Consider the following 24,813-nt stretch of genomic DNA (forward strand, 5'->3'; position numbering starts at 1 on the left):
GCACGCGCTACTTTTTGGCAATCAAAGTCGCACGCATCGGCGCAGGATAGCCTTCAAGCGTTTTGCTAGCATCATTAGGATCTAAGAAGTCGGCCAGCGAATGATAAGTCATCCATTCCGTTTTACGCTGCTCATCGATAGAAGTCGTTGCCACATCGACACAACGTACCTCTGAGAATCCTGCTTTTTCTAGCCAGCCTGTCAATGCCGCGACTGATGGTAAAAAATACACGTTATTCATCTGGGCATAGCGGTCGTGTGGCACCAGTACGGTATTGGCATCACCTTCGATAACCAAGGTTTCAAGCACCAACTCACCGCCTTTGACCAACTGCCCTTTAAGATGTTGTAAATGCTCAAACGGCGATTGGCGATGATAGAGCACCCCCATGCTAAATACGGTATCAAACAGCTGACTGTGCTCGGGCAAGGCTTCAAGTGGTACGGGGATATAATGCGTTTTATAGCTATCAGCAGCCCCGACAAAATGACGAATCGCCATAAACTGATGATAAAATAAGCAAGACGGATCAATGATAATGACTGTATCCGCGCCAGCGCCAGCCATACGCCAGCCGTGATAGCCAGAGCCACCGCCCACATCTAATACGCGACGACCTTTTAAATTACCCAAATGCGGTGCGACTCGCTGCCACTTCCAATCACTGTGCCATTCGGTATCAATCAATATTGGCGCGGCTTGTTGGTCTTCATTCTGACCACTATCAATTTGATTTTCGAGCTGACCACCAATTTGAAAAGGCCCTTTGCGCCACGGCATCAGCTGTTTTAATAATGCCATTGTTTGTTTGCGCTGAGACTCACTAAGATTTGCCTCAATCGTCAGGACATCACTGTTCAGATCGACATGATTGACCGTCAAATTCGGCAAGCGTGCTACCGATGCTTGATAAGCAGGTGCATGCGCGTAGTTGGCTTTGTCTTTGATATCATTTAACCATGTTGGCAAGCGCGTAAGCCATTCATAAGCACTCGGCTGCTGCTGTGCTAACTCCAACAAAGTTAAATATAATTCGCGTTCAGCGTGAGTAATAGTGTCGTTAAGCATAAGATTTCAGTTCGAGTTGATTTATATTTAAATGAATAAAATTAAGAAAAGGTTAAAATAAAAGAAAATGCACCTCAATATATGAATTCTTCAGAGGTGGTGAAATATGCGTGGCATAGGTTATCTATCTTTAATAACTCAGTTTACGTTTTGTTGTTACCTAATCTTAAGGTTTAAACTTATATATTATTCAAATGCCATTATATTTGCCGTTTCTAAAATTTGAGCTACAGCTCTATCTCTATATGGAACTTCTTCCATATAGCTGACATATCTCATGTATGAATTCCATTTTTTTTGCTGATCTTCTGATATAGCATAGTTAACCTTATTTTCATTGAAGTCGGTAGTCAGAGAAGCCATGATAAATTCGCATACTTCAGGTATTTCACGACCGCCCTCTTCAAGGTAAGGTAATTTTTTTACACCCAAGAAATCACCGAGCAAATCAGCATCAACAACGCCTTTTCTAATCTCTCTTAAAATATCAGGTCTAAAGCAAACTAGCATAACACCAACTAATCTCAACAACGAATAACCAATATATTCGTCAGGAATAAAACGATTCGAATTGGATAGTACTTGTACAACTTCTATATGTAGAACTAATGTCTCTATCTCTCTGAGAGAAAGACCTTGATGACCAATGAATTTTGCAATAAATTTTTTCAAAAGGGTATTTGATAGCAGGCTACTAGATAAGAAACCTTTTTCTCCTATCAGCTGGTAAAAGTAAGCATTAGCAGCTAAAACGGGATTTGTCATGTGTCGTTGAGAATGCGGTGACAACTCAAACCTAAATTTTATAAATTTATCCAAGTAGCGTTGTGCATCAACTGCCTGACCATAGCAATGGTTTATAGAAGCTCTCAACTGCTGAGTATTAGTAACAAGTACGAAGCTAACACCTTCAACATCAAAAGTATGCTTGATTATCTCAAGCATATCGACTGCGAAGTTTGGTCTACAGCGATCAAGTTCATCTATAAATATAATAATAGGGTCTTGAGATGCAATGGCAGTAAGAGCGGTTTGTAATGTTTTTAAACTCTTTTCTGCCTCCACATGATCTTTGAGTATCAACTCTGCTGTTTTATCTATTGAATCATCAGCTGCTTTTTGAATTAATTCATTAAAATCATTTGCAACGTCAGCAAAATCTTGTCTCAGAAGATGAGAAACACCAGCTTTAGCAATTGTTTTTAGTGTGTACCGTACAGCTGGCAATACTCTGTTTATAAAAGCTTTTCTACGTGGCCCTTCAGGTAAGATTTTAATAATTTCTGCTAATACAGTCATCAAAGGCTCATCAACATGATCAGCTTTGAAAGCGTCAATATAAATTATATTGTGTGTATCATCTTCCTTCATCAGATTGATAAGTTTATGACAAAACTCAGTTTTACCTGTACCCCAACTGCCGTCGATGACCATTGGCGAAATATCTATATTAGATTTTAGGAGCTTAATAGCTTTTTCAGCGATACTTTTACGTTGAAATTCGTCACGCCCACCTTGTCCATCGAATGTTTTTGCCGTAATGTCCATATCCATTTTATCGTTCCTTCTTAATTTCAATCTAGCTCAGAAAAAATATACGATGCTGTAAAGCGCATCTAGCACACTGAGAAAATGAATGCCTATTTCAACTAATGTGTGAAACGCAGGTAATAGCAGATGGAAGGATCAATTCTCACTATGTATTCAAACAACCCTACTTAAACGCCACAATAGAGACGAAGTTCAAAAACTGAAACCATGTCAGATGACGTTTAAAACCAACATCACTCAAGCGCGCATGATGCTCGTCTAACGTATCAGTAATTAATACGTTTTCTAATGCATTACGCTTACCGCTAATTTCCATCTCGCTATAACCATTGGCACGTTTAAAATCATAATAACGCTCAACCAACCACGCATCATATTGCTCATCAAAAGCATGGGTTTTTTCAGTTAATACCAGTATGCCGCCTTCGCTTAATGCTGCATAAATTTTCTCTAATACTGCGACTCTATCGGCAGCTGGCAAAAACTGTAGCGTTAAATTTAAAATCACCATATCGCAGGGTTCAAGTTCCACATCGCGAATATCAGCGGTAATGACTTCAATATCATGCGCAGGATAATTTTCACTCAGTAGCGTGGTCGCTTCGGTGGTCATCGCTGGTGAGATATCAATCGCTTTAATCTGCAAATCTTGCGGCTCAAACTCACCCGCCAACGTCATGCTTGCTGCGCCAAGTGAACAGCCCAAATCATACACTCGACTGACGCGCTGACCACTATCGCTCTGTTGACGATACTTACAGTGACGTCGGGCAAATATGGGCAACATCGCTAGCACCTGACCATAACCCGGCACGCTGCGACGAATCATATCAGGGAAACAAGCCACCACTTGCTCATCAAAAGAGAAGCGCGCTGCTTTATCAAGTGGCGTGGTAAACGGTTTGTCAAATAGGGTGTCGTGTTTAACAATAGCAGGCTTAGATTGACTCATGGTGCGACTCATTTTGTGATGATAGAACTTAAATTAGGAGATAATTAATGGTCTTGCTTGTCATTACTAGCTGAAAGCGGCACAACGTAGCAAAAGCCCATTATAACATTACTGTTTGTTACTTATCGCGGTCAGATGCCCTGCTAAGCTAAATACGTATTGCTAAGTAAGTAACATTTGGCTCATATTTTATATTTATAAAAATAGGAAAAATTATGCAAACCATTATTTTAGGCGGTGGCTGTTTTTGGTGCACCGAATCGGTATTTTTATCCGTAAAAGGTGTGCAATCTGTCGTTTCAGGCTACATGGGCGGTGACGCTGTTTCTGCCAACTACGAAGCGGTCTGTAGTGGCAATACAGGGCACGTTGAAGTCATCAAAATCGAGTTCGATGACTCTATCGTCCCGTTAGAAGTGATACTTGATGTTTTCTTTGCCACCCATGATCCCACCACAATGGATCGTCAAGGCAATGACGTCGGTAGCCAGTATCGTAGCGTGGTTTTTTATACTGAAGAAAATCAGAAACCAACGATTGACCGCACTATCAACAAACTGCGCGATATGGGCGTCAATGTGGTCACCGAAGTACATCCAGCTGTTGAGTTTTATCAAGCAGAAGAGACCCATCAGGATTTCTTTAATAAGAATCCAGGACAAGGGTATTGCAACTTTGCCATACCGCCAAAGCTTGCCAAATTGCGTAAAGAGTTTAGTCAATATATGGTGAGCTAAACCACAAAATGAAGATATTTTTTTATTTAGAATAAAAAAATATTTCAGCATTTTATTATAGCCAAACGCTTATTGTACGAGCGTTTGGCTTTTTAACATCTTTAGCATTCTCACTCAAACAGTTATGATAGAAACAACTCAAATATAACCCTCAACGAATAAAGGCGAAGGTATGAACGCTGAATTTTGGCACAGCCGCTGGCAAGAGAAACGCATTGGCTTTAATCAGTCTGCGGTGAATCCATTATTAATAAATTACTTTAAGCAGTTAAACCTGCCAGCTGGTAGCCTTGTCTTTGTCCCTCTTTGCGGTAAATCGATTGATATGGCTTGGCTGGCAGCGCAAGGCTACGACGTTGTAGGCGTTGAATTGGTGGAAACAGCTGTACAAGCATTCTTTACTGAGTAGAATATCTCCCCTACTGTGCACCAGCATGCAGACAATCCAGCCATTAAATACTATCAAGGTCAGTTGTCAGGACAAACCATTACCCTATGGGTTGCTGATATTTTTGCACTAACGACTGAGGATATTGGATCTGTAAATGCCGTATATGACAAAGCCGCATTGATTGCGCTACCGGCTGATATGCGTGTGCAATATAGTGCGCAAATGTACCAGCTCAGTGCTAATGCACCACAATTTATCATCACTCTCGCTTATGACCAAAGCAAAAAAGCGGGACCGCCGTTCTCTATCAGTAGCGAGCAAATACAGCAATATTATGGCGATAACTATCATATCAACGAACTGACGAGTGAACCTACTTCTATAGGATCGGCACCTGAGCTAACAGCCTCTGAGCATGTTTGGTTGTTGAAATGAGTGGTTAATAAAGCCGTTTGCGTAGCGATTAATCAGTACTAAATTATGATGGAGAAATTGAATGAAAATATTCGTTGGGCTGATAAGTTTAATCTCTATTTTGCTAGTCACACTCGCAGGTCCGCTTTACAAGTTTGGCTTAGTCGATTTAGCGACTGCGTTTGCAGGGTTTAAGTTTGGTGTATTTGCTGGTATCGCAGCATTGGTACTATTAGGCATACAGCTTTTATTTAAACGAGACACGGCTAGCCTTGGTAGCGTATTAACATCAGCAGCGTTTGCTATCATTGCCATTGCTATTCCACTAAGCATGATGAATAGCGCCAAAAATGTACCGCCCATTCACGATATTTCAACCGACCTAGTGGATCCACCTGAATTTGTGGCCATTGCCCCACTGCGCGCTGATGCACCAAACCCAGTTGAGTATGCAGGTGTAGAGACTGCAACGCAGCAGCGCGCCGCCTACCCTGAATTACAAACATTGCGCTATAGCCAGTCAAAACCTGAGTTGGTTGGGGCAACCAAACAAGCCATCGATAATTTAGGTTGGGAGCTTGTCAATATCGATGCTGACAAAGGCGTCATTGAAGCGACCGATACGACTGCTTGGTTCGGTTTTAAAGATGATGTCGTCGTGCGTATCACAGATAACAGTAGTGAACGTCTAGTAGATATTCGTAGCAAGTCACGGGTTGGTGGGAGCGATTTGGGAAAAAATGCGGCGCGTATTCATAAGTTGATTGAAGAGTTGGATAGGATTTTGGGGGATTAGTTGGGTTTTGAATGAAGTAGAAATGATTAATTGAATTTTTTTAGCACTTTATCCATTTTAGCCTATCTACCTTAAACCCTCTCCTAACCTCACGCCACCGTCAATTTATAGTAACAGCTTACTTCGATACCTTTTCTTTACCAATGAGATTGGTTACTCTAAGTCCATACTGCACCAATCCGCTTTGCTTTCTCTTTTAATAACTATTTCAACGTTTATAGGATATTTTCATGCGTTTGACTCCAGTTTCTACTTTAACGTTACTTAGCCTTGCTGTTGGGCTGAGTTTTGCTAGCACTGCTCAAGCAGCCAAACCACCAGCGCCAGACTTATCTAATGCCGAGTTTCAACAATGCTTAGACGGTTTGAAAAACTCTAGCAAATTTCGAGGCGTCGATAGTTCTACTTTTAATAACTATCGCCCTAGCCAGCCTGATCCTAGCGTGATTCAGTCATTGAATTATCAGCCAGAGTTTCAAAAAGACGTTTGGGATTATTTATCTTCATTGGTCGATAAAGAGCGTGTAGAAGATGGCATCCGCGCCAAGCGTCAATGGGCGGATACGCTACGTCAAATTGAATCACGCTATGGCGTCAAAGCCGAGCACGTACTAGGTGTATGGGGCGTTGAGTCAAACTTTGGGCAGACATTGGGCAAAAAACCTTTGTTTGAGTCTTTAGCGACGCTGTCTTGTTTTGATCGCCGTCAGAGCTACTTCCAAGGTGAATACGCTAATGCGCTAAAAATCGTCCAAAACGGTGATATCGCGCCAAGTGATATGACCGGCTCATGGGCAGGCGCTTTTGGGCAAACGCAATTTATGCCAAGTACCTTTTTAGAGCTGGCAGTCGATTTTGATGGCGATGGTCGCCGTGATTTGGTCAATAGTGTGCCTGACGCGCTCGCCTCTACCGCCAACTTCTTGGACAATCGTGGCTATCGCACGGGCGAGCCTTGGGGCTACGAAGTCAAGCTGCCCAGTGGATTTTGGGCTGCGTCTGACCGTAAAAACAAGAAGTCTATCAGCCACTGGCGCAATCAAGGTATCACGCTCGCCAATGGCAGTCCATTGCCAAACGACTTGAGTAGCGCCGGGTTATTATTACCCGCTGGCAAAGATGGTCCTGCATTCTTGGTCGGTAAAAACTTCGATACGTTTTATTCTTATAATGCGTCAGAAAATTATGCATTAGCAATCGCCCATTTATCAGACTTAATCACCAAAGAGGACAGCAGCAAAACTGACTTTGTCACGGCATGGCCTACCGATGACCCTGGTATCAGTCGCCAGCAAGCTAAAGATATCCAGCAGGCGTTATTGAACGCGGGTTACGATATTGGTGGTGTTGATGGCATTATTGGCGACAATACCCGTATCGCGATTCAGCAATACCAATCTAGTCGTGGTATCTTGCCAGCGGATGGACGCGCAGGACAGAAATTCTACCGCGCAATCATTAGAGATGCTGGAAACACAGCCCCGAAAAGCACGCAATACGGCAATCAATACGGGCAGCCGTCGAATAGCCAGCCTTTAAACCCTGCCTCTGCTGATCGCATGGGACAGCTGATTCAGCAGCAAACGAGTACTCCTAATGCTTACTCGACGCAGCCTTCTGCACAATCACCGACCTCTGGTAACACACGCTATCGCCGTGTCATCGGTAGCGACGGTGTGGTGAAGCTCGTTCGTGTTGACGAAGGTTCTTAGTATTCCACGGATGTAGCTTAGGTTAAGCACATACTAGACTAAGCACGCCCTAGATTAAGCACATAAAAAAAGCCACGTTAATAATAACGTGGCTTTTTTCATAGGGTTTACTTTTTAGTCAATTTTTAACTTAAACGATCGGTGGTGGGTTCGGTTTACCATTGTCACCATCCCAGTTCTCACGTGCTTTTTCATCTAGATCCGCAGGCGTTTTTGGTTCCCACTTGCCGTTTTCTTTCCAAGTAGCATCGCCCCAATCAGCATCTTCTTCTTTTCTGTCCAAGTCTTTGTAAGCTTGGCTAGGGTCGATACCGCGACGTTTCATGTCCGCTACTTGCTCGTCTAAGGTATGAAACTGCTCGGCAGCATGCATAGATTCTTCTAAGCCATCAAGCTCTTTTTTTAATGCATCGTTTTTAGCGTTACTCATCAGTTGCTCTCCTTAGTCAGTATTATTATGCGATTTATATACATTCGACTTATATGTATACAATATATACGTCAGTAATTTTAATATAAATAATGTATTTATTATCAATCTCTGATTAGTCTCAATATTACCAGTCTTAAATGGATTCACAACCGTTGACGCGTATGCTTTGTATTACAAAACGTAGTCACAGCCACACGTGTACTCTTTACAGCAGATAGGCTATGACTATTTTGAAATAAGGAAGGCAGGAATATTATTAGTGCAGAGTGCGAATCATTGGGAGTTATGATGGACTTCGTTCAAGAGATTTTTTGCATGAAAGGTCAACTTCCAAAGTTCTTGCGAGACGCGAGTGCCATAGGTTGTGAGCTGTATCCAGTTTGCACCCACTAGCTGACGTTGTAGCTGGTTCAAATCATCTTGAGAAATTTGGCAGCGCGAGACCGCATGGACATTCGGCATCTCTTTTTTGATGTCTTGCTCAGCTTTTGACGCTATCAAGCGGTTCATAGCATTTTGCAAGCCATAGCTCGAAAAGGTCGCTGGTATTTTCATCAAGGCGATCAATATCTCTTGCCATGTTAAGGTCATGGGTCTGGTAACATCGGTCAGGTTGCCACCTGCATAAGCTTGAGCACTATATTGAATATCAAAAGCTTCTAACAATACAATTGGCTTACTCACATCATCAGAGACGAATTCATCAGCAGGTGGGCTATTTTCCTTTAGCGTTTTGTCAGTAGACAATAGATCTGCAAACCGTTCCGCTACTGTTTGTTTGCTAAATTTGATCATCTCTTCATTAGCTCTCAGCCATCCACCAACGACCTGATGATTGGTCACTGCGTTATAGTAAGCTTGTACAAGTAATGGCTCAATATCCGTTTCTGTATCATAATAATATATCGTATTGTCCTGCCGAGTTACCGACTTAATAAATTCTTGCAGTTGACGACTGATACTCGCATCTGGATGATGATTTTTGACTAAAATGAGTAACGGTTTGAGTTTGGCTTTGGCATTCAAATAGCTCAAATGCATTTGGCTAACGCCATTCCTTTGCACGGTGCCGTAACTGTCTCCAATGAGCATCAGTGCATAATCGCAGGAGTCAATACATTGTCGACCATATAGCGATGCTTTTGGCAATTGGCTCGACACATCATAGGTCAAGAAAGCCCGCGACTGAAAAAATATCGCCAAGCTGTCCAAGACCAACAATTGATCATTGTCAGCGCATATGATGTGAATATGATAGCGACGGTCTGGCACAATCACCTCTAAGCTTAGGTCATGACATAGAATAATATGATATAAAATAGAGCACAAATATCTTGTTTTGCACAGCCTAGCATAATCTTATAAAAATAAGCTCAATTTATTTTTATTATATCAACATTATGGTTACGGGTTTGATATAAACACCTTTAGCTGCGCCTATTCAGAATAGTATTGCAAGATGGCGTCTTTGCCAAGCAAACGCGCTATTAAAGTACCCAGTTTATCGTCAAACTTAGTCGCATAAAAAATCAATGGCGGTCGAATGACAACTTTTGTTTTGTCAGTTATTTCTAAACAATGATCATCTGAGGTATTGTCAACCAATGCAGACAGCTGATTTGCAGCCAATAGCTGCTTAACTCGCTCAGCAATCGCTTGTCCAGAATCAACGACCTGCATCGCCAATCGCTGCTGAGCAATCTCATCTAACAAAAACGTTTTGAAAAATGGATAGTGCGTACAGCCTAGTACCAATTGATCAACGCCATCATGAGCAAATAATGTGAGCTGCTGGCGTAATCTTAAAGCAGTATCGTCCTGCTCTGGCATTCCCGCCTCGACCCAAGGTACCAATTGCGGATCAAAATATTTGGTCACTACCGTATTGTTGGGTTTAGCAAAGTGATCGATGACCTCATTAAGCAATGTGCCATTCAAGGTAGCCTTAGTCGCTAAAACGACCACGCGACCAGTTTTGCTCGCCGATATGGCTGGCTTTAGCGCCGGGACTAATCCGACGATAGGCAGCTGCGGATAACGCCGTCTGGCTGTTTCCAAAGCATAAGCTGAGGCGCTATTACAAGCAATAACAATGAGCTTGCAGCCCTGCTCATACAACCAATCAACGGCTGTTAAAGTCAACGCTTCAATATCGGCGCTATCACGATTACCATAAGGCACATTTAAGGTGTCTGCATAATAGACATAATGCTCGGCAGGCAACTGCTGTGCCAAATGTAGATAAACTGACAGTCCACCGACACCAGAGTCAAACAATCCGATTGGCGCATTGCGCTTTTTATTATTTATAACTGTGCCAATATTCGTTTTATGGATGTCAGCTTTAGTATTAGTTGCACTTTCAACATGCTCAACATGTTTACCATCAAAGCTATCTGAGCGCATTTTCACCCTATTTAAGCTATCACTTGCAGCAATATCCATCACTACTCTACTGCCATTTTTATATACATATTGTCATCTTTATGCTGTTTGCTGTTTGCTGTTTGCTGTTTGCTGTTTGCTGTTTGCTGTTTAGCATACTACAGTAATTATCTGGTAATTTATCGCTATCTAAGCCGTAAATCATTTGACGGATACATAGCTTTGAGCCCTTGCGTTAACTGGCTGGCATCGACAGCTCATAGGATTTTCCGCCACTTTGTAACGTCAGTATCGTCTCACCATTTTGCTCTGTCAACTCACCAATTTCGGTCAAGTGATAAAAAGTATTACGCCCAATAAGTGCGTCCAAACCATTTCTAACGGGCATATAAGGACGTACCTGCATATCCATTGCTGTCTGCTGATCAATCGTATCATTGTCTGTAGGATTATACGCCTTTAATGTGATGGTGTGCTCATCATCTAAACGCACCACATCGCCAGTCGTCGTGGTAAATTCTAGCCAACGGTTATTGCCTTCGTTGACGATACCGACGTCATTGATTAACAAAGGGGCATCTTCAACTTGGATACGGATTTTCTGTACTGGCGTCTTCAAAAAATATTCAATGATGCCATTATTGTCTTCTTTCCATAAAATAGTCGCAAATAAACTCACCAATGACTCTCTGGTCATTTGTCCGCCTTCATGCCACCACTCGCCATTTGCCTTTATGACCAGATCCATATCGGCCACATCTTTTGGGTGCCATTTATCCAATGGTGGGATGGCACGTCCTTCACGTTTGCCTACGGTAGACTTTAGATACTGACTGAGCGAATCCATATTACTTAGCTCAGATGGCACGTCTTTTGGCGGTTTAGCTGCCGATTCATCAATTTGAATTATGTCTTCATTATTGTTATTCATCGTATAATCCTTTACTTAGCATTCAAAGTTTGGCAAATCTATTATTACTATAAATTTTAGTTTCGGGTATGATGAAAACATATCATCTTAGCACCCTCATTAGTTCAATCTTACCTTAACATCGATACTCATAAATGCGTATCGTGTTTGTAGGACTTTTCTTTTATAATGAGTAACGATTTTTTATTGAAATGGTCAAGTGGGTGTTGTGTTAATGACACATTTTACGTGATGTGTTGATATCCTTATATACATGGATCTCAACAGTAACATGGTCAATTGATGTCGCAAAGACAGTTTTTATCGGGCAGCCATATGTCTGAGTAATGTTAGCGCCGCAAGTCTATTATTCAATGGTTAAGCTAATGATGCCCTGAGATAAGCCACTAAAAGTTTAGGAGTAGGTATGCAAGAGCAAGACAATCAAAAGCCAGTCATTGATAGTGACACTGTGAATACTGACCCATCAGTAGCGACAGAGACGGCAAATCTAGATAAAGCAGAGTCAGCCGTTGTGACCCAAGAAGCGCCAGCTGAAAAAGTCGCTATCGACAAAGCGCCAGAGCCAGTAGTAGAAGCTGTCGCGGCAGAGCCTGAGATTGAACGTGAATCCATGGAATTTGACGTTATCATCGTCGGTGGTGGACCTGCTGGGCTATCTGCTGCTATCCGCCTGCGTCAACTCGCTATCGCTGCTGGTAATGATGAGTTTATGGTTTGTGTGGTCGAAAAAGGTTCTGAGTTTGGTGCGCATACCTTATCAGGTGCTGTCATCGAACCACGCGCTTTGAACGAGCTGATACCAGACTGGAAAGAAAAAGGCGCGCCGCTTAATGTGCCAGCGACCGAAGATCGCTTTTATTATCTAAACTCAGCCACGCGCTCTACTAAAGTACCTGACTCGTTGATTCCAGGACCGATGCACAACAATGGCAACTATATTGTTTCATTGGGCAATGTGGTGCGCTGGTTGGCGGTACAAGCTGAAGAGCTTGAAGTCATGATGTTCCCAGGCTTCCCTGCAGATGATATTTTATATAACGACGACGGTTCTGTACGTGGTGTCTTAACGGGCGATATGGGTGTGGCTGCCAATGGCGAAGCCAAGCCTAGCTTTGAGCCAGGTTATGAGTTACTTGCTAAATACACTATTTTTGCCGAAGGCAGCCGTGGTCATTTAGGCAAACGCTTAATCAGCCGTTTTGATCTTGATAAAGACTCAGATCCTCAGCATTATGGTATCGGTCTAAAAGAGCTGTGGGACGTAGCCCCTGAGAAACACGAGCAAGGCGTGGTCATGCACGGTCTTGGCTGGCCCTTGACCGAAACAGGCTCTACTGGTGGCTGGTGGTTGTACTTCGATGAAAACAACCAAGTAAGCTTTGGTCTTGTCGCTGACTTGTCTTACCACAACCCATATATGTCGCCATTCGATGAGATGCAGCGCCTAAAGACCCATCCCGTCATCAAAAACGTATTGGAAGGCGGCAAGCGTATCTCTTATGGCGCACGTGCTTTGACCAAAGGTGGCTTAAACTCTTTACCGAAATTCACTTTCCCAGGTGGTGTATTGGTCGGTGATGATGCTGGATTCTTGAACCCTGCTAAAATCAAAGGCACACACACATCGATGAAGTCAGGCATGCTAGCCGCCGAAGCCATCTTTGAGGCACTACAGGCCGATCGTCAGCATGATGAAGTGATTGCTTATACCACCATGTATAAAGAGTCATGGTTGTATCAAGACAACTATGAGTCACGCAACTTCTCGCCTGCAATACATCGCATGGGTCTGTTTATGGGCGGTGCTTTTACCTTTATCGAGCACAACTTATTAAAAGGTAAAATGCCGATTACCTTACATGACAGCCTGCCAGATTATGATCAGTTAGAGCGTGCCAATCATGCTTTTCAGCCAACCTACCTCAAGCCTGATGGCAAACTGGTATTTGACAAGCTGTCATCGGTATTTATCTCTAATACTAACCATGCAGAAGACCAGCCGGTACATTTGAAATTGACTGATCCAACGGTACCTGTTTCAATTAACTTACCGCTATATGCTGAGCCTGCTCGTTTATATTGCCCAGCTGGTGTGTATGAAATAGTGAAAGATGCAGAAGGAGCTAAGTTTGTGATCAATGCGCAAAACTGTGTGCATTGTAAAACTTGTGACATCAAAGATCCTTCACAGAATATCACTTGGGTAACGCCAGAAGGTGGCGGTGGCCCTAACTATCCTAATATGTAAATATAAACAATGTTAGAATTAATCACTAATACTAAAAACCGCCCTTATGAATTCATAAGGGCGGTTTTTTTAACTTCGACACATGAGACAAGTTTATCTTTAATCAGGTGAGATTAATCCGTCCATGCATCACGATTGGCTTCGTTTTTAAGCTTCACAAAGTCATCAGGATTAAACTTGATTTGATCGCCAGTTTTACCTTCTTTAATCTGACGCTCGTAATCACGCAATATGCGCAGTGCTACGGGTGACAAGATTAAAATAGCCACTAAGTTAACGAGTGCCATTAGACCCATTGATAAGTCAGCGAAGTTCCATATGGCAGGAAGACTCGCAATAGCACCCACAAATACCATGCCAAGTACCATAAAGCGGAATATCATGATCATGACTTTGGCATTTTTGGCACCAGAGATGAATTCAAGATTTGACTCACCATAGCTATAATTGGCAATGATAGAGGTGAAAGAGAAGAAGAAAATAGCAATCGCAACGAAGATAACACCCATATCACCCACATATTGCGACAGTGCCAACTGCGTCAGCTGAATACCTTCTTGCTCAACACTAGGATCGACCACACCGGACAAAATAATAATTGACGCCGTTGCCGTACAAATGACAAGGGTATCCATAAACACACCCAGCATTTGCATAAATCCTTGCACCGCTGGATGATCGGGGTGACTCTTCGCCGTTGCCGCCGCATTAGGCGCTGAACCCATACCCGCTTCATTTGAAAACAGACCGCGCTTGATACCGTTAATCATTGCCTGAGCAATACCATAACCAATCACCCCGCCTGCTGCTTGCTCAAAACCAAATGCTGATTTAACAATTAACACAATCGCCGCTGGGAATTGACTAAAATTCGTCACGATAATGAACAAGGCCAATAAGATATAGAGAATCGCCATAACGGGTACGATTTTACCCGCAATACGAGCAACCGAGCGCAAACCACCGAATACCACTGGCGCAACTAATACGACCAATACCAAACCTGTCATCCACGTTGGAACCCCAAATGCTTCGTTGGTCGCTTGTGCGATGGTATTTGACTGCACGCCATTAAAGGCTAAGCCGAACGCTACTAATAAGCATAATGAGAAAAATATCGCTAGCCAGCGCTGACCGAGACCTTTTTCGATATAATAAGCCGGTCCACCGCGGTAAACATTGTCATTGTGCGGCACTTTATAGGCTTGTGCTAATGTTGATTCGATAAAACTGGTCGACATACCGACGATCGCAGTCATCCACATCCAAAACACGGCACCCGGACCGCCAAGGTAAATCGCGATTGCAACCCCTGCTAAATTACCTGTACCGACCCGCGCTGCCAATGAGGTCATCAGCGCCTCAAATGAGCTGATACCGCCATCTTTACGCCCTTGATTGGACACGCGCAATAGCTGCCACATATGCCCAAAGTGGCGAAACTGAATAAAACGTGTGGCAATGGTAAAATACAAACCTGCACCAATCAGTACGAACATCAGTAATCCATACCAAGGGTTACTTGCAATCAACCAATCATTGTTGCCCCAAATAATACTGACACCATAATTGACGATGCTATTAAACCAACCTGCTATCCCTTCACCCATACTGCTATCCTCTCACTTACATTTTATACTGCTAGTATATTTTATGGATTGATGTGATTAATGATATTTAAAAATGCTTACTAATCCCTCTGCCTACTCATGAAACAGTAAATATCTGATCAATATACTGGCAAAGTAAATCACTAACATCCTGTCGCTACATTTTAACTGACTAGAGATTATTTAACTATTTCAAACCTCTATTATAAAATTAAATAACTACGAACTTTTGTAAGGTATTTAGATAAAAGTCAAAAAAATATTTTTTATATGAAATACTAAAGAAAACTTTTGAGACTAGGTCAACAAATAGATTTTAAAACGTATTCATATAAACACCATTCCAAAAAAAATAGTCACTGCCATAATATTTATTGAGTAAAGTATTGGCTATATTTATAGAATGAATGACTTTTATTGCTAATAATGCTCTAATACCTCTATAAAACTAAATCCTTAATATAAATAGGGTTTTAGCACAACACCTGAGCAACGGCCTTTTTTTTAGCTGCTCTCTCTAACATAAGTTGACCATGGTTTCCATAAAGCAAACATTTAGTTACATAAAGTAAATAAAATTTATTTATTGTTAATTAAGTCAATATTGTATATATTCCCAATAAGTTCATAAATATTTCTTGCAATACTTATTGGCATGAATAATAAGTTGAAATATTAAGACAATATCATCAGGGATGATGAGCATAATAAGACAGAGGACTGTCAATCAATAACGACCCTCCTCCATAAATCCTCATCTCTATATACTATAAATCCAGTCATTCTATAGCCCATAATTCTTGTTAGATGTTTAGGTTATAGTCGACCCACAGCCATATTTTACAATGTAAATTTTTAGCAAAATCGAACCACAGAAAAGTATTTTTCGTAGTGCTTTGATTAATAGAAATCTGCTTTTTTTTCGATAATATTGGGTTACTTACTACTGGTTGGTCATTCTGCTTTATCAGCCTATAAACTGATTTTAGGATTCGTTTATAGACAACGTATCGAACTGTCTTCCATCATGTGATACATGCTAAAGCAAAATAACTTGTCAGGCTCAAATCAGTAATCTTGTTTTTATGTTAGGCAAAAGGAGTTGTCCTATGGAAAACCACAACGATCCATCCGGTTATTGGCGTGCCAATGTCCGTCTCATTTTAGGTAGCCTATTTATTTGGGCGCTATGCTCATACGGGTTTGGGATTTTGTTACGTCCTCTCTTAGCAGGTATTAAAATCGGTGGTACCGACTTGGGCTTTTGGTTTGCTCAGCAAGGATCCATTGGGGTATTTATCGTTTTAATTTTCTTCTACGCTTGGCGTATGAATAAGTTAGATAAACAATACGGCGTAGACGAGGAATAGCCCCATGAGTCAATTTACGATTAATATTATTTTTGTAGGTCTATCTTTCGCTCTATACTTCGGTATTGCAATTTGGGCACGTGCTGGCACAACGAGTGAATTCTACGTAGCAGGCGGCGGTGTTCACCCTGTCGTCAACGGTATGGCAACGGCTGCTGACTGGATGAGTGCTGCGTCATTTATTTCGATGGCAGGTATTCTTGCCGCTGGCGGTTATGGCGCATCAACTTATTTGATGGGTTGGACAGGTGGTTATGTACTACTGGCAATGCTCCTAGCACCTTATTTACGTAAATTTGGTAAGTTTACGGTACCTGACTTCATCGGTGACCGTTTTTATTCAAAAACGGCAGCAATGATTGCCGTAATTTGTTTGATTATCGCGTCAACGACTTATGTTATTGGTCAGATGACGGGTGCTGGTGTCGCTTTCTCACGCTTCTTGGAAGTTGAAAACACTACTGGTCTACTGATTGCTGCGGTTGTTGTCTTCTTCTACGCTGTACTTGGTGGTATGAAAGGGATTACTTATACGCAGGTAGCGCAGTATGTGGTTCTAATGATTGCATATACCATTCCTGCTGTTTTCATCTCACTTGAGTTAACAGGCAATCCAATTCCAGGTTTGGGCTTGTTTTCAAACCATGTGGAAGCAGGCGTTCCTATCTTAACCAAGCTAGATCAGGTGGTTACTGATTTGGGTTTCACGGCTTATACCGCTGACGTTCCTAACAAGCTAAACATGGTGCTATTTACCTTATCGCTCATGATTGGTACAGCAGGTCTACCACACGTTATCATCCGATTCTTCACCGTCCCTAAAGTCGCTGATGCGCGTTGGACTGCTGGTTGGACGTTGGTATTTATCTCGCTACTATACTTCACTGCTCCTGCCGTAGGTGCAATGGCACGTTTAAACCTGATTGATACGATTTATCCACAAGGGGTGGCAGAAGCACCTATAAACTATGATCAACGTCCAGACTGGATGAAGACATGGGAAGATACCGGCCTTATTAAATATAATGATCTTAATAATGATGGTCGTATCCAAATGTACAACGACAGTGGACTTGGTGCCGCTGAGCTTGCCTTGAGTGCTGCACAAGCGGATGGTGGCGATGTAGCCGCTGCCACTGCAGCTGTAGAGACTGCACGTGTCGCACAGGATCTAGAACTTGATGGACGCTTTACCGCAGCAGGCTGGAAGGGTAATGAGCTGGATGTCAATGCCGATATCTTAGTATTAGCTAACCCAGAAATTGCGAATCTTCCACCATGGGTTATTGGTCTTATCGCCGCAGGTGGTTTGGCAGCAGCGCTTTCAACAGCAGCAGGCCTACTACTCGCTATTTCGTCAGCGATCAGTCATGACTTGATTAAACGAAACCTTAATCCAAACATTACTGATAAAGGCGAATTAAGAGTTGCGCGTATTACGATGGGTGTTGCGATTGTAGTTGCTACTTGGTTAGGAATAAATCCACCAGGGTTTGCCGCACAGGTAGTCGCATTAGCATTCGGTATCGCTGGTGCATCGCTCTTCCCTGCACTGATGATGGGTATTTTCTCTAAACGGATCAATAATGTTGGTGCCATCGCTGGTATGCTAACAGGTCTGATTAGTATCCTTGTTTATATCTTTGTCTTTAAAGGTTGGTTCTTCATTAGCGGTACAGCGAACTTCCCTGATACGGCAGAGTATTGGTTGTTTGGTATCTCACCACTATCATTTGGTGCGATTGGGGCGTTGCTTAACTTTATCGTAGCGTTTGCTGTCTCTTATGCTACTGCTCCCCCACCATTACACATTCAAGAGTTGGTTGAAAGTGTCCGCTCTCCACGTGGCGCAGGCGGTGCAGTCGACCACTAAGTGTATAAATGAGAATATATCTTCAGTTACTATATATCACTCACAGGCAGTAGCTGCTTGTGAGTGATTTTTTTATCTCTTATTGATTATAAAAAATGTTAGATTTTTGCTTTATTGAATATACTTTATTAACTATGCTTAGGGCGTGTCCTCAATTAAATCGATTACCCTCTAAATGGGCTAAAAATGGCTAAATTTTACCAAACATCGTCAAATAGCTTATCAATATCTCGATATTATTTGCGCTACTTTCCTTGTTTGACGGCAATTTATCTCATTTTTATTACCATTTTTAAAATGAGGACACGCCCTAGTTAAAAGCGCTCAACTAAAAGTGCTTAACGCATTAAGGAAGATTTTATGCTTTTTGAGTTTATCGCTACCATTGCTGCCGCATTTGGCATGGCTGGTCTGGCACTCATTATAACTCACCTCAGTAAACTGGCTGGCAAACGCGCACCAAAGTGGCTTATTCCTTTGTTTGCTGCGATTGGTATGTTTGCCTTTCAAATACACCAAGAGTATAACTGGTATGGTCAGCAAGTGAGCAAGTTACCAGCAGGCGTGCAAGTCGTCAAAGTAGCAAAAAGCACCGAGTGGTTTCGCCCATGGTCTTATATCAAACCGCAAATATTACGTTTTATCGCTGCCGATACCGCCAACGCTAGCGTGCAGGTAGACAATCCAGATGTATATTTGGTTAATTTATATCTGTTTGAAAGACGCAGAAGTGTGCAGAAAGTACCACAAGTTATAGACTGTCGTATTCCTGCGCGTGCCGATTATGTCATACCCGAAAAAGACAGTAAGCTAACGATTGATGAACATGTCAAGCAAACAACAGCATGGCGAGAGTTGGCAACCGATGACCCGTTGTTCATTAGTATCTGTACTGATAAAAGCTAACCTCCTCATAAATATGCAAATAAAACCCTGCTAAAACATCTGATTACTAAGGGATTTAAGACAGCTTATATTATAGTCATGTATTCAGTTGCGCTGAGAAGTTGCAGTATAAGTATGCTTAGAATTAGCGCCTAACAGCAATCCAGCGCATAGACCACCGAAGTGCGCCGCAAACGAAATACCTTGTTGCGGCATCAATCCTTGCTTGATGGTCAACCAATAGCCAGTACCCATGACAATACAGGCAATCAAATAACCCCAACGCCGCGCAAATACAGCACCACCTATCATATAGCCGAGCATCGCGAAGCATAGCCCTGATGCGCCAACATGAATTGACAATGGCGAGCCAATGATCCAAGTGACCAATCCAGACGCGATAATGAGCTTAATCACTGTTCGATAAGCATTCTTCTCAAACAATCCAAACAAAAATAAAATCTGTAACAACGTCAAAGTGTTACCAAGCAAATGTGAAAAATTGCCATGCATCGTCCATGACGCAAATACTCCAATCATGCTGCCCACATCCAAGGCACGAGGCACAATCCCAAAGATATTCCACATGCCAAATAATGCCACTTCATTTAAAAAAAACATGCCCCACATCGGTATTAATACAAAAGCATATAAGCCTATAACCTGCTTTATTCGTATCATAATCAAGCTAAGCAGTTGCTGCCAATTCATATAATGCCCTATTCTTTTAATCCATGTTTTTAGCGATATTTTAATGACTCAGCGTAGCAGTGGAGCGTGTTACAGGTGTAAAATCTAACAATGCAGCCTCTTTGCCAGTCATCAAATAACTGTCACTATGTAATAACGACGTCGAGTGATAAGGCACTAAAGCGGTGGGCACAAAACGACGAGCGGCATCGATATGTTTGATAGAATCATCAAAAAAGATATGAGGTGCAAACGTTCTAAGTACCGCTGTTTTTTCTAAACCTCCTAAGAAAAACGCCATATCAACATTGACGCCCCACTCTCGCAATGTCTTAATCGCACGCAGATCAGCAGGTGCGTTGCGAGCTGTCACCAATGCAATCTTTATTGGAGAATACTTGAGACCAGCAGGTAGACGTTCCTGTAAATTTGATAGTTTAATCAACAATTCAGCATAAGGGCCTTTTTCAATGGGTAAATCACGCATCTGTATTTCGCGATCGTGAAAAGCACGCAGTCCTTTTTGCTTGTACAGTAGCTCACCTGAATCATCAAACAGCACCGCATCACCATCAAAAGCAATACGTAGCTGATCGGTATCTAACTCATAAGTATTGACAGGGGTTGCGTCGAGTATCGCACAAGCGCAGATATTGGCATCAGCCACTTGCTGGGCATCTTCGCGATTGGTCGTCAAAAATAGATCGACATTGAAGTCTTTAATATAAGGAGCCACAGGACTGCCTGAAATAAATGCCGAGCGTGAGATAGTCAGCTCATGTTCAAGAATTGCATTGAGGACTTGAATGCCCGTATCTGGACTACTCTTTGAAACAATGACCACTTCCACCAAAGGTGTCTCAACCTGTAAATCTTGCATGCCATCATTGCAATAATTATTCAGATTTAATAGAGCTTTAATTAATGGATAACCAGCACCAATACTGAGAGCATCGTTCTCACGCTTGGTCATATAGTCTCGAAACTCTTTTATGGCGCTTGCAGGTCTCTGCTCTAGCAGCTCTAGCAAATAATTTTCTGATTCTGTTAAATTAAAAAGTGCCGTTGCAGAAATCGCGACGATGAGCGTATTACTAAAATCGACTGCCATGATTTTCTCTACTTATAAAGTTATCTATTCGGAAATGCCAACCAGTTTACTACATTCACAAGCCCTTAGAATGATAAGAAAAGTTATCCACGTATAATGTCATTTAGTATAAAAACTACTTTTTAAGTAATCAAAATGACCGCTCAGAAAGTGTCTCATAATGTGACTTTATGTGGAATAATTTAACCATAGAATTATTACGCCGATTTTTTCTTTTATCATAAAAAAGCCATATTGTTATGAAAACAATATGGCCCTATTAATGAACAATACAGATGAACAGTGTAGATGAACGACGCAGCTATGATTTTCTAAGCTTCCTTTTATCAATAGCGCTTACGTTAGCAGCACTAAAGATATTGCTGGAAAGGCGACCAAAATAACCAGTCGAATCAGATCAGAGACAATGAACGGTGCGACCCCGCGAAACATATCAGACAGCTTAATATGCGGTGCCATTGCCTTAATCACAAAGATATTCATCCCCATCGGCGGCGTAATCAGTCCAAGCTCTACTGTCAATACAGCGATGATACCAAACCATACGGGATCAAACCCTAACGCCACAATGATTGGATATACCACTGGAATAGTAATGACCAGCATCGCCAAAGCATCCATGAACAACCCTAAGAGGAAGTACATGATTAAGATACAGATCAGTACAATCATTGGGCTAACTGCTAATGTACCAATCCAAGTCGCTAGCGTATAAGACAAGCGTGAGACGGAGATAAAGTAACCCAAGGCTTCTGCACCCAGCAGCATAAAGAATACCACCGCTGATAATGCAAGCGTTTCAATCAAAGATTGCTTTAGACCTTTTATACGCATACCTTTGGCAAAAGCATAAGCCCAAGAAACAAACGCACCGACTGCTGCTCCTTCTGTCGGAGTAAATAACCCAAAGAAAATACCAGCGATAATCACAATGAAAATAAAGCTAAATGGTATGAGTCCCGTCAATGACAGCAGCTTGGCTTTCCAAGAAGTAGGCTCACCGCGACGCGCTAAATGCGGCTTCCAGCGTACCATAATCATAACAGTGATTGAATACATCACCATGCCCAAAATCCCAGGCAAGAAACCAGCGATGAACATGTCACCGACTGACTGCTGGGTTAAGATGGCATAAACCAGTAGCGCAATGCTAGGCGGAATCATAATACCTAACGTGCCACCCGCTGCTAAAATACCACAGGCAAAACCTGGTTGATAACCATACTTCTCCATTTGTGGCAGCGCAACCTTGGTCATAGTGGATGCTGTGGCTAAGGATGAGCCTGAGATAGAAGCAAAAATACCAGACGATCCTATGCCAGCGATACCCAAACTGCCCCTCACTCCCCCAAAAATAGTTCGGGTAGCTTCAAACAATTTCCCTGCCATCCCTGAATGGGTAGCAAAGACTCCCATTAAAATAAATAAGGGAATCGCACTAAAGTCATATTTGGCTAACACATCTACCGGAATATCTTTAAGCATTTGTAATGCACCACTGGGTGCCGTCACTGCGCCAAAACCAACCAATCCAACACCTAACATGGCAAGCGCCACTGGAACTCGCAGGACAACAAGCAGGATCATGACGATTAAGCCAATGGCTCCAATAATTTCTGGACTCATGCGCCTGTCTCCTCGGCGTCAAAGAACTCGCCCGTTTTAAAGATATTGATGGATTCGATTAATGAGCGAATGGCGAGTAAGAGACTTAAAAATGCACTAAATGCATAGATGGGCATCATTGATAATCGAAGGTCTTGAGTGACTTTGCCGTATGCTATGGCATCAACAGCACTCTCATAAAGCCCCCAAGCAAAAACGATACCGATGATAAAAAAGCCCATCATAAAGACGCCCATCATATAGCCTTTAACGGCTTGCGGCATTTTTTGGGTAAAGACATCAACGATGATTTGTGAGCGTTCGACGAAAGCGCCAAAGGCAGCAAGTAAAGCAAAGAGCATGAAGTAAGAAACGATCTCTACACTGCCTTTAACAGTAAAGCCAAACTCACCACCAGTCAGCTTGAAAATATAACGAGCAGTCACATCGAGCATCGTTGTGAGGACAATAATAATAAGACTGACACCACCAATAAACTGGCATAATCTAGAGATTAAAATGCTGATTTTTACTAAAAATGCCATGTGACACCTCCAATGGGTTATACCACTTTACAAGCGGCACTGGCAGCTTTTGCTTTCTCATAGACACTATCAGCATCTAAACCCAAAGCATTGACATCACTTAGATATTTTTTAGTACCCTTTTCAAGTGGTCCTTTCCAATCAGGATCATTCAATGGATCAGGAATTTCAACGATCTCATCGCCTTTAGCTTTAGCAGCTTGAATGGCCATTTGATCATGCTTATCAAACACTTCACCAACTTTATTCGCCAATGCCATTCCTGAGTTTTTATCCAACACTTGCTTTAAATCATCAGGTAAGTTGTTATATTTATCCTTATTCATAGTAACCATCAGCGCCGAACTATAAAAAGGAATGTTGGTATGATATTTGGTGATTTCGTCAATTTTGAACGCTGTTACGGCCTCCCATGGAAAGCTCAACCCATCGACGACGCCGCGCTGTAGCGAGGTATACATATCATTAGCAGGCAATCCTACTGGTGACGCCCCAGCACTCTCGATAATGTCACCCGCGACCGCAGAAGGGCGGCGGATGCGCATGCCTTTCATGTCTTCAGGAGTCCGAATCAACTTATCCGTAGTATGCAGTGAGCCAGGCCCAGCACCATACATAAATAGCAAATGAGAATCTTCGTATTCACTAGCAAGCGTGCCATCCTCATAAAGAGTCTGAAGCATACAACCCATTTGAGTCGCTGAGTTTGATAAACCAGGAAGTTCAGTGATTTGAGTTAAAGGAAAACGACCACTGGTATAACCATGTGCTTGTGAGCCGATATCTATCGTACCTTTAGCAGCAGATTCGTACGTAACATCTGCTTTGGCAAGACCCGCGGAAGGATACAACTCTACTTTTAAGCGACCATTAGAATCTGTTTCAATTTGCTTTGCCCAAGGTTCAAAAACCTCTGTGCTGATAGAAGAGGTTGCTGGCCAAAAGTGAGAGAAGCGTAAAACGGTCGTTTCTTGAGAGGTTGCTGATGAGCCATCAGTCGTGTTAGAAGATTGGTTAGAGCAGCCTAAAAGACTAACAGCCGCTAAGGCACCAATTGAAAAAAGAGGAGCTAGCTTCATTATCAATTCCTTTTGATAATCGTGAAAATAGGAGTAATACATCACTGGTAAATAATCCAATCTATACCAGATGTAATAACTTACAAGTTTCAAATATATCTTTTACATACCTGTAATAAAAATCTAGTTTAAAATTAGCAGCTATAATGATATAAGTCAAATCATTTTGATGGCAGGACTAGAAAATATATTCATAAAATTGCATAGCATTTAAACAAAAAAATCGTCAATTCAAATAGAAAATACACTTATAGAGTGTGAATTATAAAAGTAAGTTAGATTAAGTGTAAAATTATACTTAATGTCCCAACCCCTAGACAAAGAAAACCCCCTTACACTTTCGCGTAAGGGGGTTTTACTTTAGAATAGAGAGCTGACGATGACCTACTCTCACATGGACGAATCCACACTACCATTGGCGCA

General features: G+C 42.1%; 20 protein-coding genes and 1 pseudogene. 8 read left to right on the plus strand and 13 right to left on the minus strand.

Translation table 11 applies throughout. The features are described 5' to 3' along the window. Positions 1-7: 7 nt before the first annotated feature. The 3 genes from cmoB to cmoA form a co-directional block, all read right to left on the minus strand. Positions 8-1,069, minus strand: a complete 1,062-nt coding sequence (gene cmoB, locus JMX95_RS11140; RefSeq protein ID WP_201560833.1) for a tRNA 5-methoxyuridine(34)/uridine 5-oxyacetic acid(34) synthase CmoB — start codon at positions 1,067-1,069, stop codon at positions 8-10. Positions 1,070-1,255: 186 nt separating this feature from the next. Next, the gene (locus tag JMX95_RS11145) at positions 1,256-2,623 is read right to left on the minus strand and encodes a P-loop NTPase fold protein (protein ID WP_201560834.1); all 1,368 of its coding nucleotides are present in this window, start codon (positions 2,621-2,623) and stop codon (positions 1,256-1,258) included. A gap of 160 nt (positions 2,624-2,783) precedes the next feature. Further along, the gene (cmoA, locus tag JMX95_RS11150) at positions 2,784-3,584 is read right to left on the minus strand and encodes a carboxy-S-adenosyl-L-methionine synthase CmoA (RefSeq protein WP_201560835.1); all 801 of its coding nucleotides are present in this window, start codon (positions 3,582-3,584) and stop codon (positions 2,784-2,786) included. Positions 3,585-3,787: 203 nt separating this feature from the next. Here cmoA and msrA point away from each other — a divergent pair, with 203 nt between their 5' ends. The 4 genes and pseudogenes from msrA (at position 3,788) to JMX95_RS11170 (ending at position 7,622) form a co-directional block, all read left to right on the plus strand. Beyond that, positions 3,788-4,309 (plus strand): peptide-methionine (S)-S-oxide reductase MsrA, encoded by a 522-nt coding sequence (gene msrA, locus JMX95_RS11155; protein WP_045448022.1) that lies wholly within the window; start codon positions 3,788-3,790, stop codon positions 4,307-4,309. Between the two features lie 172 nt (positions 4,310-4,481). Beyond that, positions 4,482-5,135 (plus strand): annotated as a pseudogene (tmpT, locus tag JMX95_RS11160) (thiopurine S-methyltransferase). Positions 5,136-5,196: 61 nt separating this feature from the next. Further along, entirely contained in the window at positions 5,197-5,910 is a 714-nt protein-coding gene (locus JMX95_RS11165) for a DUF1499 domain-containing protein (RefSeq protein ID WP_201560836.1), read from the plus strand. Positions 5,911-6,140: 230 nt separating this feature from the next. Next, the gene (locus JMX95_RS11170) at positions 6,141-7,622 is read left to right on the plus strand and encodes a lytic murein transglycosylase (protein ID WP_201560837.1); all 1,482 of its coding nucleotides are present in this window, start codon (positions 6,141-6,143) and stop codon (positions 7,620-7,622) included. Positions 7,623-7,752: 130 nt separating this feature from the next. Here JMX95_RS11170 and JMX95_RS11175 read toward each other — a convergent pair whose 3' ends face one another. The 4 genes from JMX95_RS11175 to JMX95_RS11190 all read right to left on the minus strand — a co-directional run bounded on the left by JMX95_RS11175 (position 7,753) and on the right by JMX95_RS11190 (position 11,371). Then, entirely contained in the window at positions 7,753-8,052 is a 300-nt protein-coding gene (locus JMX95_RS11175) for a hypothetical protein (protein WP_201560838.1), read from the minus strand. Positions 8,053-8,328: 276 nt separating this feature from the next. Next, the gene (locus JMX95_RS11180) at positions 8,329-9,327 is read right to left on the minus strand and encodes a DUF4062 domain-containing protein (protein ID WP_201560839.1); all 999 of its coding nucleotides are present in this window, start codon (positions 9,325-9,327) and stop codon (positions 8,329-8,331) included. A gap of 165 nt (positions 9,328-9,492) precedes the next feature. Further along, positions 9,493-10,500 (minus strand): glutamate racemase, encoded by a 1,008-nt coding sequence (murI, locus tag JMX95_RS11185; protein ID WP_201560840.1) that lies wholly within the window; start codon positions 10,498-10,500, stop codon positions 9,493-9,495. Positions 10,501-10,675: 175 nt separating this feature from the next. Then, positions 10,676-11,371, minus strand: a complete 696-nt coding sequence (locus JMX95_RS11190) for a DUF1285 domain-containing protein (RefSeq protein ID WP_201560841.1) — start codon at positions 11,369-11,371, stop codon at positions 10,676-10,678. A gap of 613 nt (positions 11,372-11,984) precedes the next feature. Between JMX95_RS11190 and JMX95_RS11195 the strand changes: the two genes are divergently transcribed. After that, positions 11,985-13,622, plus strand: coding sequence for an electron transfer flavoprotein-ubiquinone oxidoreductase (locus tag JMX95_RS11195; RefSeq protein ID WP_060492314.1), 1,638 nt, complete (start codon positions 11,985-11,987; stop codon positions 13,620-13,622). A 113-nt stretch (positions 13,623-13,735) separates the two neighbouring features. Here the strand turns inward: JMX95_RS11195 and JMX95_RS11200 are convergent, their stop codons facing one another. Continuing rightward, entirely contained in the window at positions 13,736-15,232 is a 1,497-nt protein-coding gene (locus JMX95_RS11200; protein WP_060491926.1) for an alanine/glycine:cation symporter family protein, read from the minus strand. 1,109 nt (positions 15,233-16,341) lie between these two features. Between JMX95_RS11200 and JMX95_RS11205 the strand changes: the two genes are divergently transcribed. The 3 genes from JMX95_RS11205 (at position 16,342) to JMX95_RS11215 (ending at position 19,381) form a co-directional block, all read left to right on the plus strand. Further along, entirely contained in the window at positions 16,342-16,602 is a 261-nt protein-coding gene (locus JMX95_RS11205) for a DUF4212 domain-containing protein (RefSeq protein WP_045448034.1), read from the plus strand. A gap of 4 nt (positions 16,603-16,606) precedes the next feature. Next, the gene (locus tag JMX95_RS11210; RefSeq protein ID WP_055125849.1) at positions 16,607-18,475 is read left to right on the plus strand and encodes a sodium:solute symporter family protein; all 1,869 of its coding nucleotides are present in this window, start codon (positions 16,607-16,609) and stop codon (positions 18,473-18,475) included. A gap of 360 nt (positions 18,476-18,835) precedes the next feature. Continuing rightward, positions 18,836-19,381: a hypothetical protein gene (locus JMX95_RS11215; protein ID WP_060491928.1), complete on the plus strand. Its 546-nt coding sequence runs from the start codon at positions 18,836-18,838 to the stop codon at positions 19,379-19,381. Between the two features lie 84 nt (positions 19,382-19,465). Here JMX95_RS11215 and JMX95_RS11220 read toward each other — a convergent pair whose 3' ends face one another. The 5 genes from JMX95_RS11220 to JMX95_RS11240 all read right to left on the minus strand — a co-directional run bounded on the left by JMX95_RS11220 (position 19,466) and on the right by JMX95_RS11240 (position 24,390). After that, the gene (locus tag JMX95_RS11220; RefSeq protein WP_045448040.1) at positions 19,466-20,071 is read right to left on the minus strand and encodes a rhomboid family intramembrane serine protease; all 606 of its coding nucleotides are present in this window, start codon (positions 20,069-20,071) and stop codon (positions 19,466-19,468) included. Positions 20,072-20,111: 40 nt separating this feature from the next. Then, complete coding sequence (locus JMX95_RS11225; protein ID WP_201560842.1) at positions 20,112-21,161, minus strand: 5'-nucleotidase; 1,050 nt, start codon at positions 21,159-21,161, stop codon at positions 20,112-20,114. A gap of 336 nt (positions 21,162-21,497) precedes the next feature. Further along, entirely contained in the window at positions 21,498-22,787 is a 1,290-nt protein-coding gene (locus JMX95_RS11230) for a TRAP transporter large permease (RefSeq protein WP_045448043.1), read from the minus strand. Further along, a complete protein-coding gene (locus JMX95_RS11235) occupies positions 22,784-23,311 on the minus strand; it encodes a TRAP transporter small permease (protein ID WP_201560843.1) in 528 nt (175 codons plus the stop codon). Before JMX95_RS11235 ends, JMX95_RS11230 begins: the two co-directional genes overlap by 4 nt. Positions 23,312-23,328: 17 nt before the next feature. Further along, positions 23,329-24,390, minus strand: a complete 1,062-nt coding sequence (locus tag JMX95_RS11240) for a TRAP transporter substrate-binding protein (RefSeq protein ID WP_045448046.1) — start codon at positions 24,388-24,390, stop codon at positions 23,329-23,331. Between the last annotated feature and the right edge of the window lie 423 nt (positions 24,391-24,813).

Source organism: Psychrobacter sp. NC44 (genome assembly GCF_904846655.1).
Lineage (GTDB): Bacteria > Pseudomonadota > Gammaproteobacteria > Pseudomonadales > Moraxellaceae > Psychrobacter.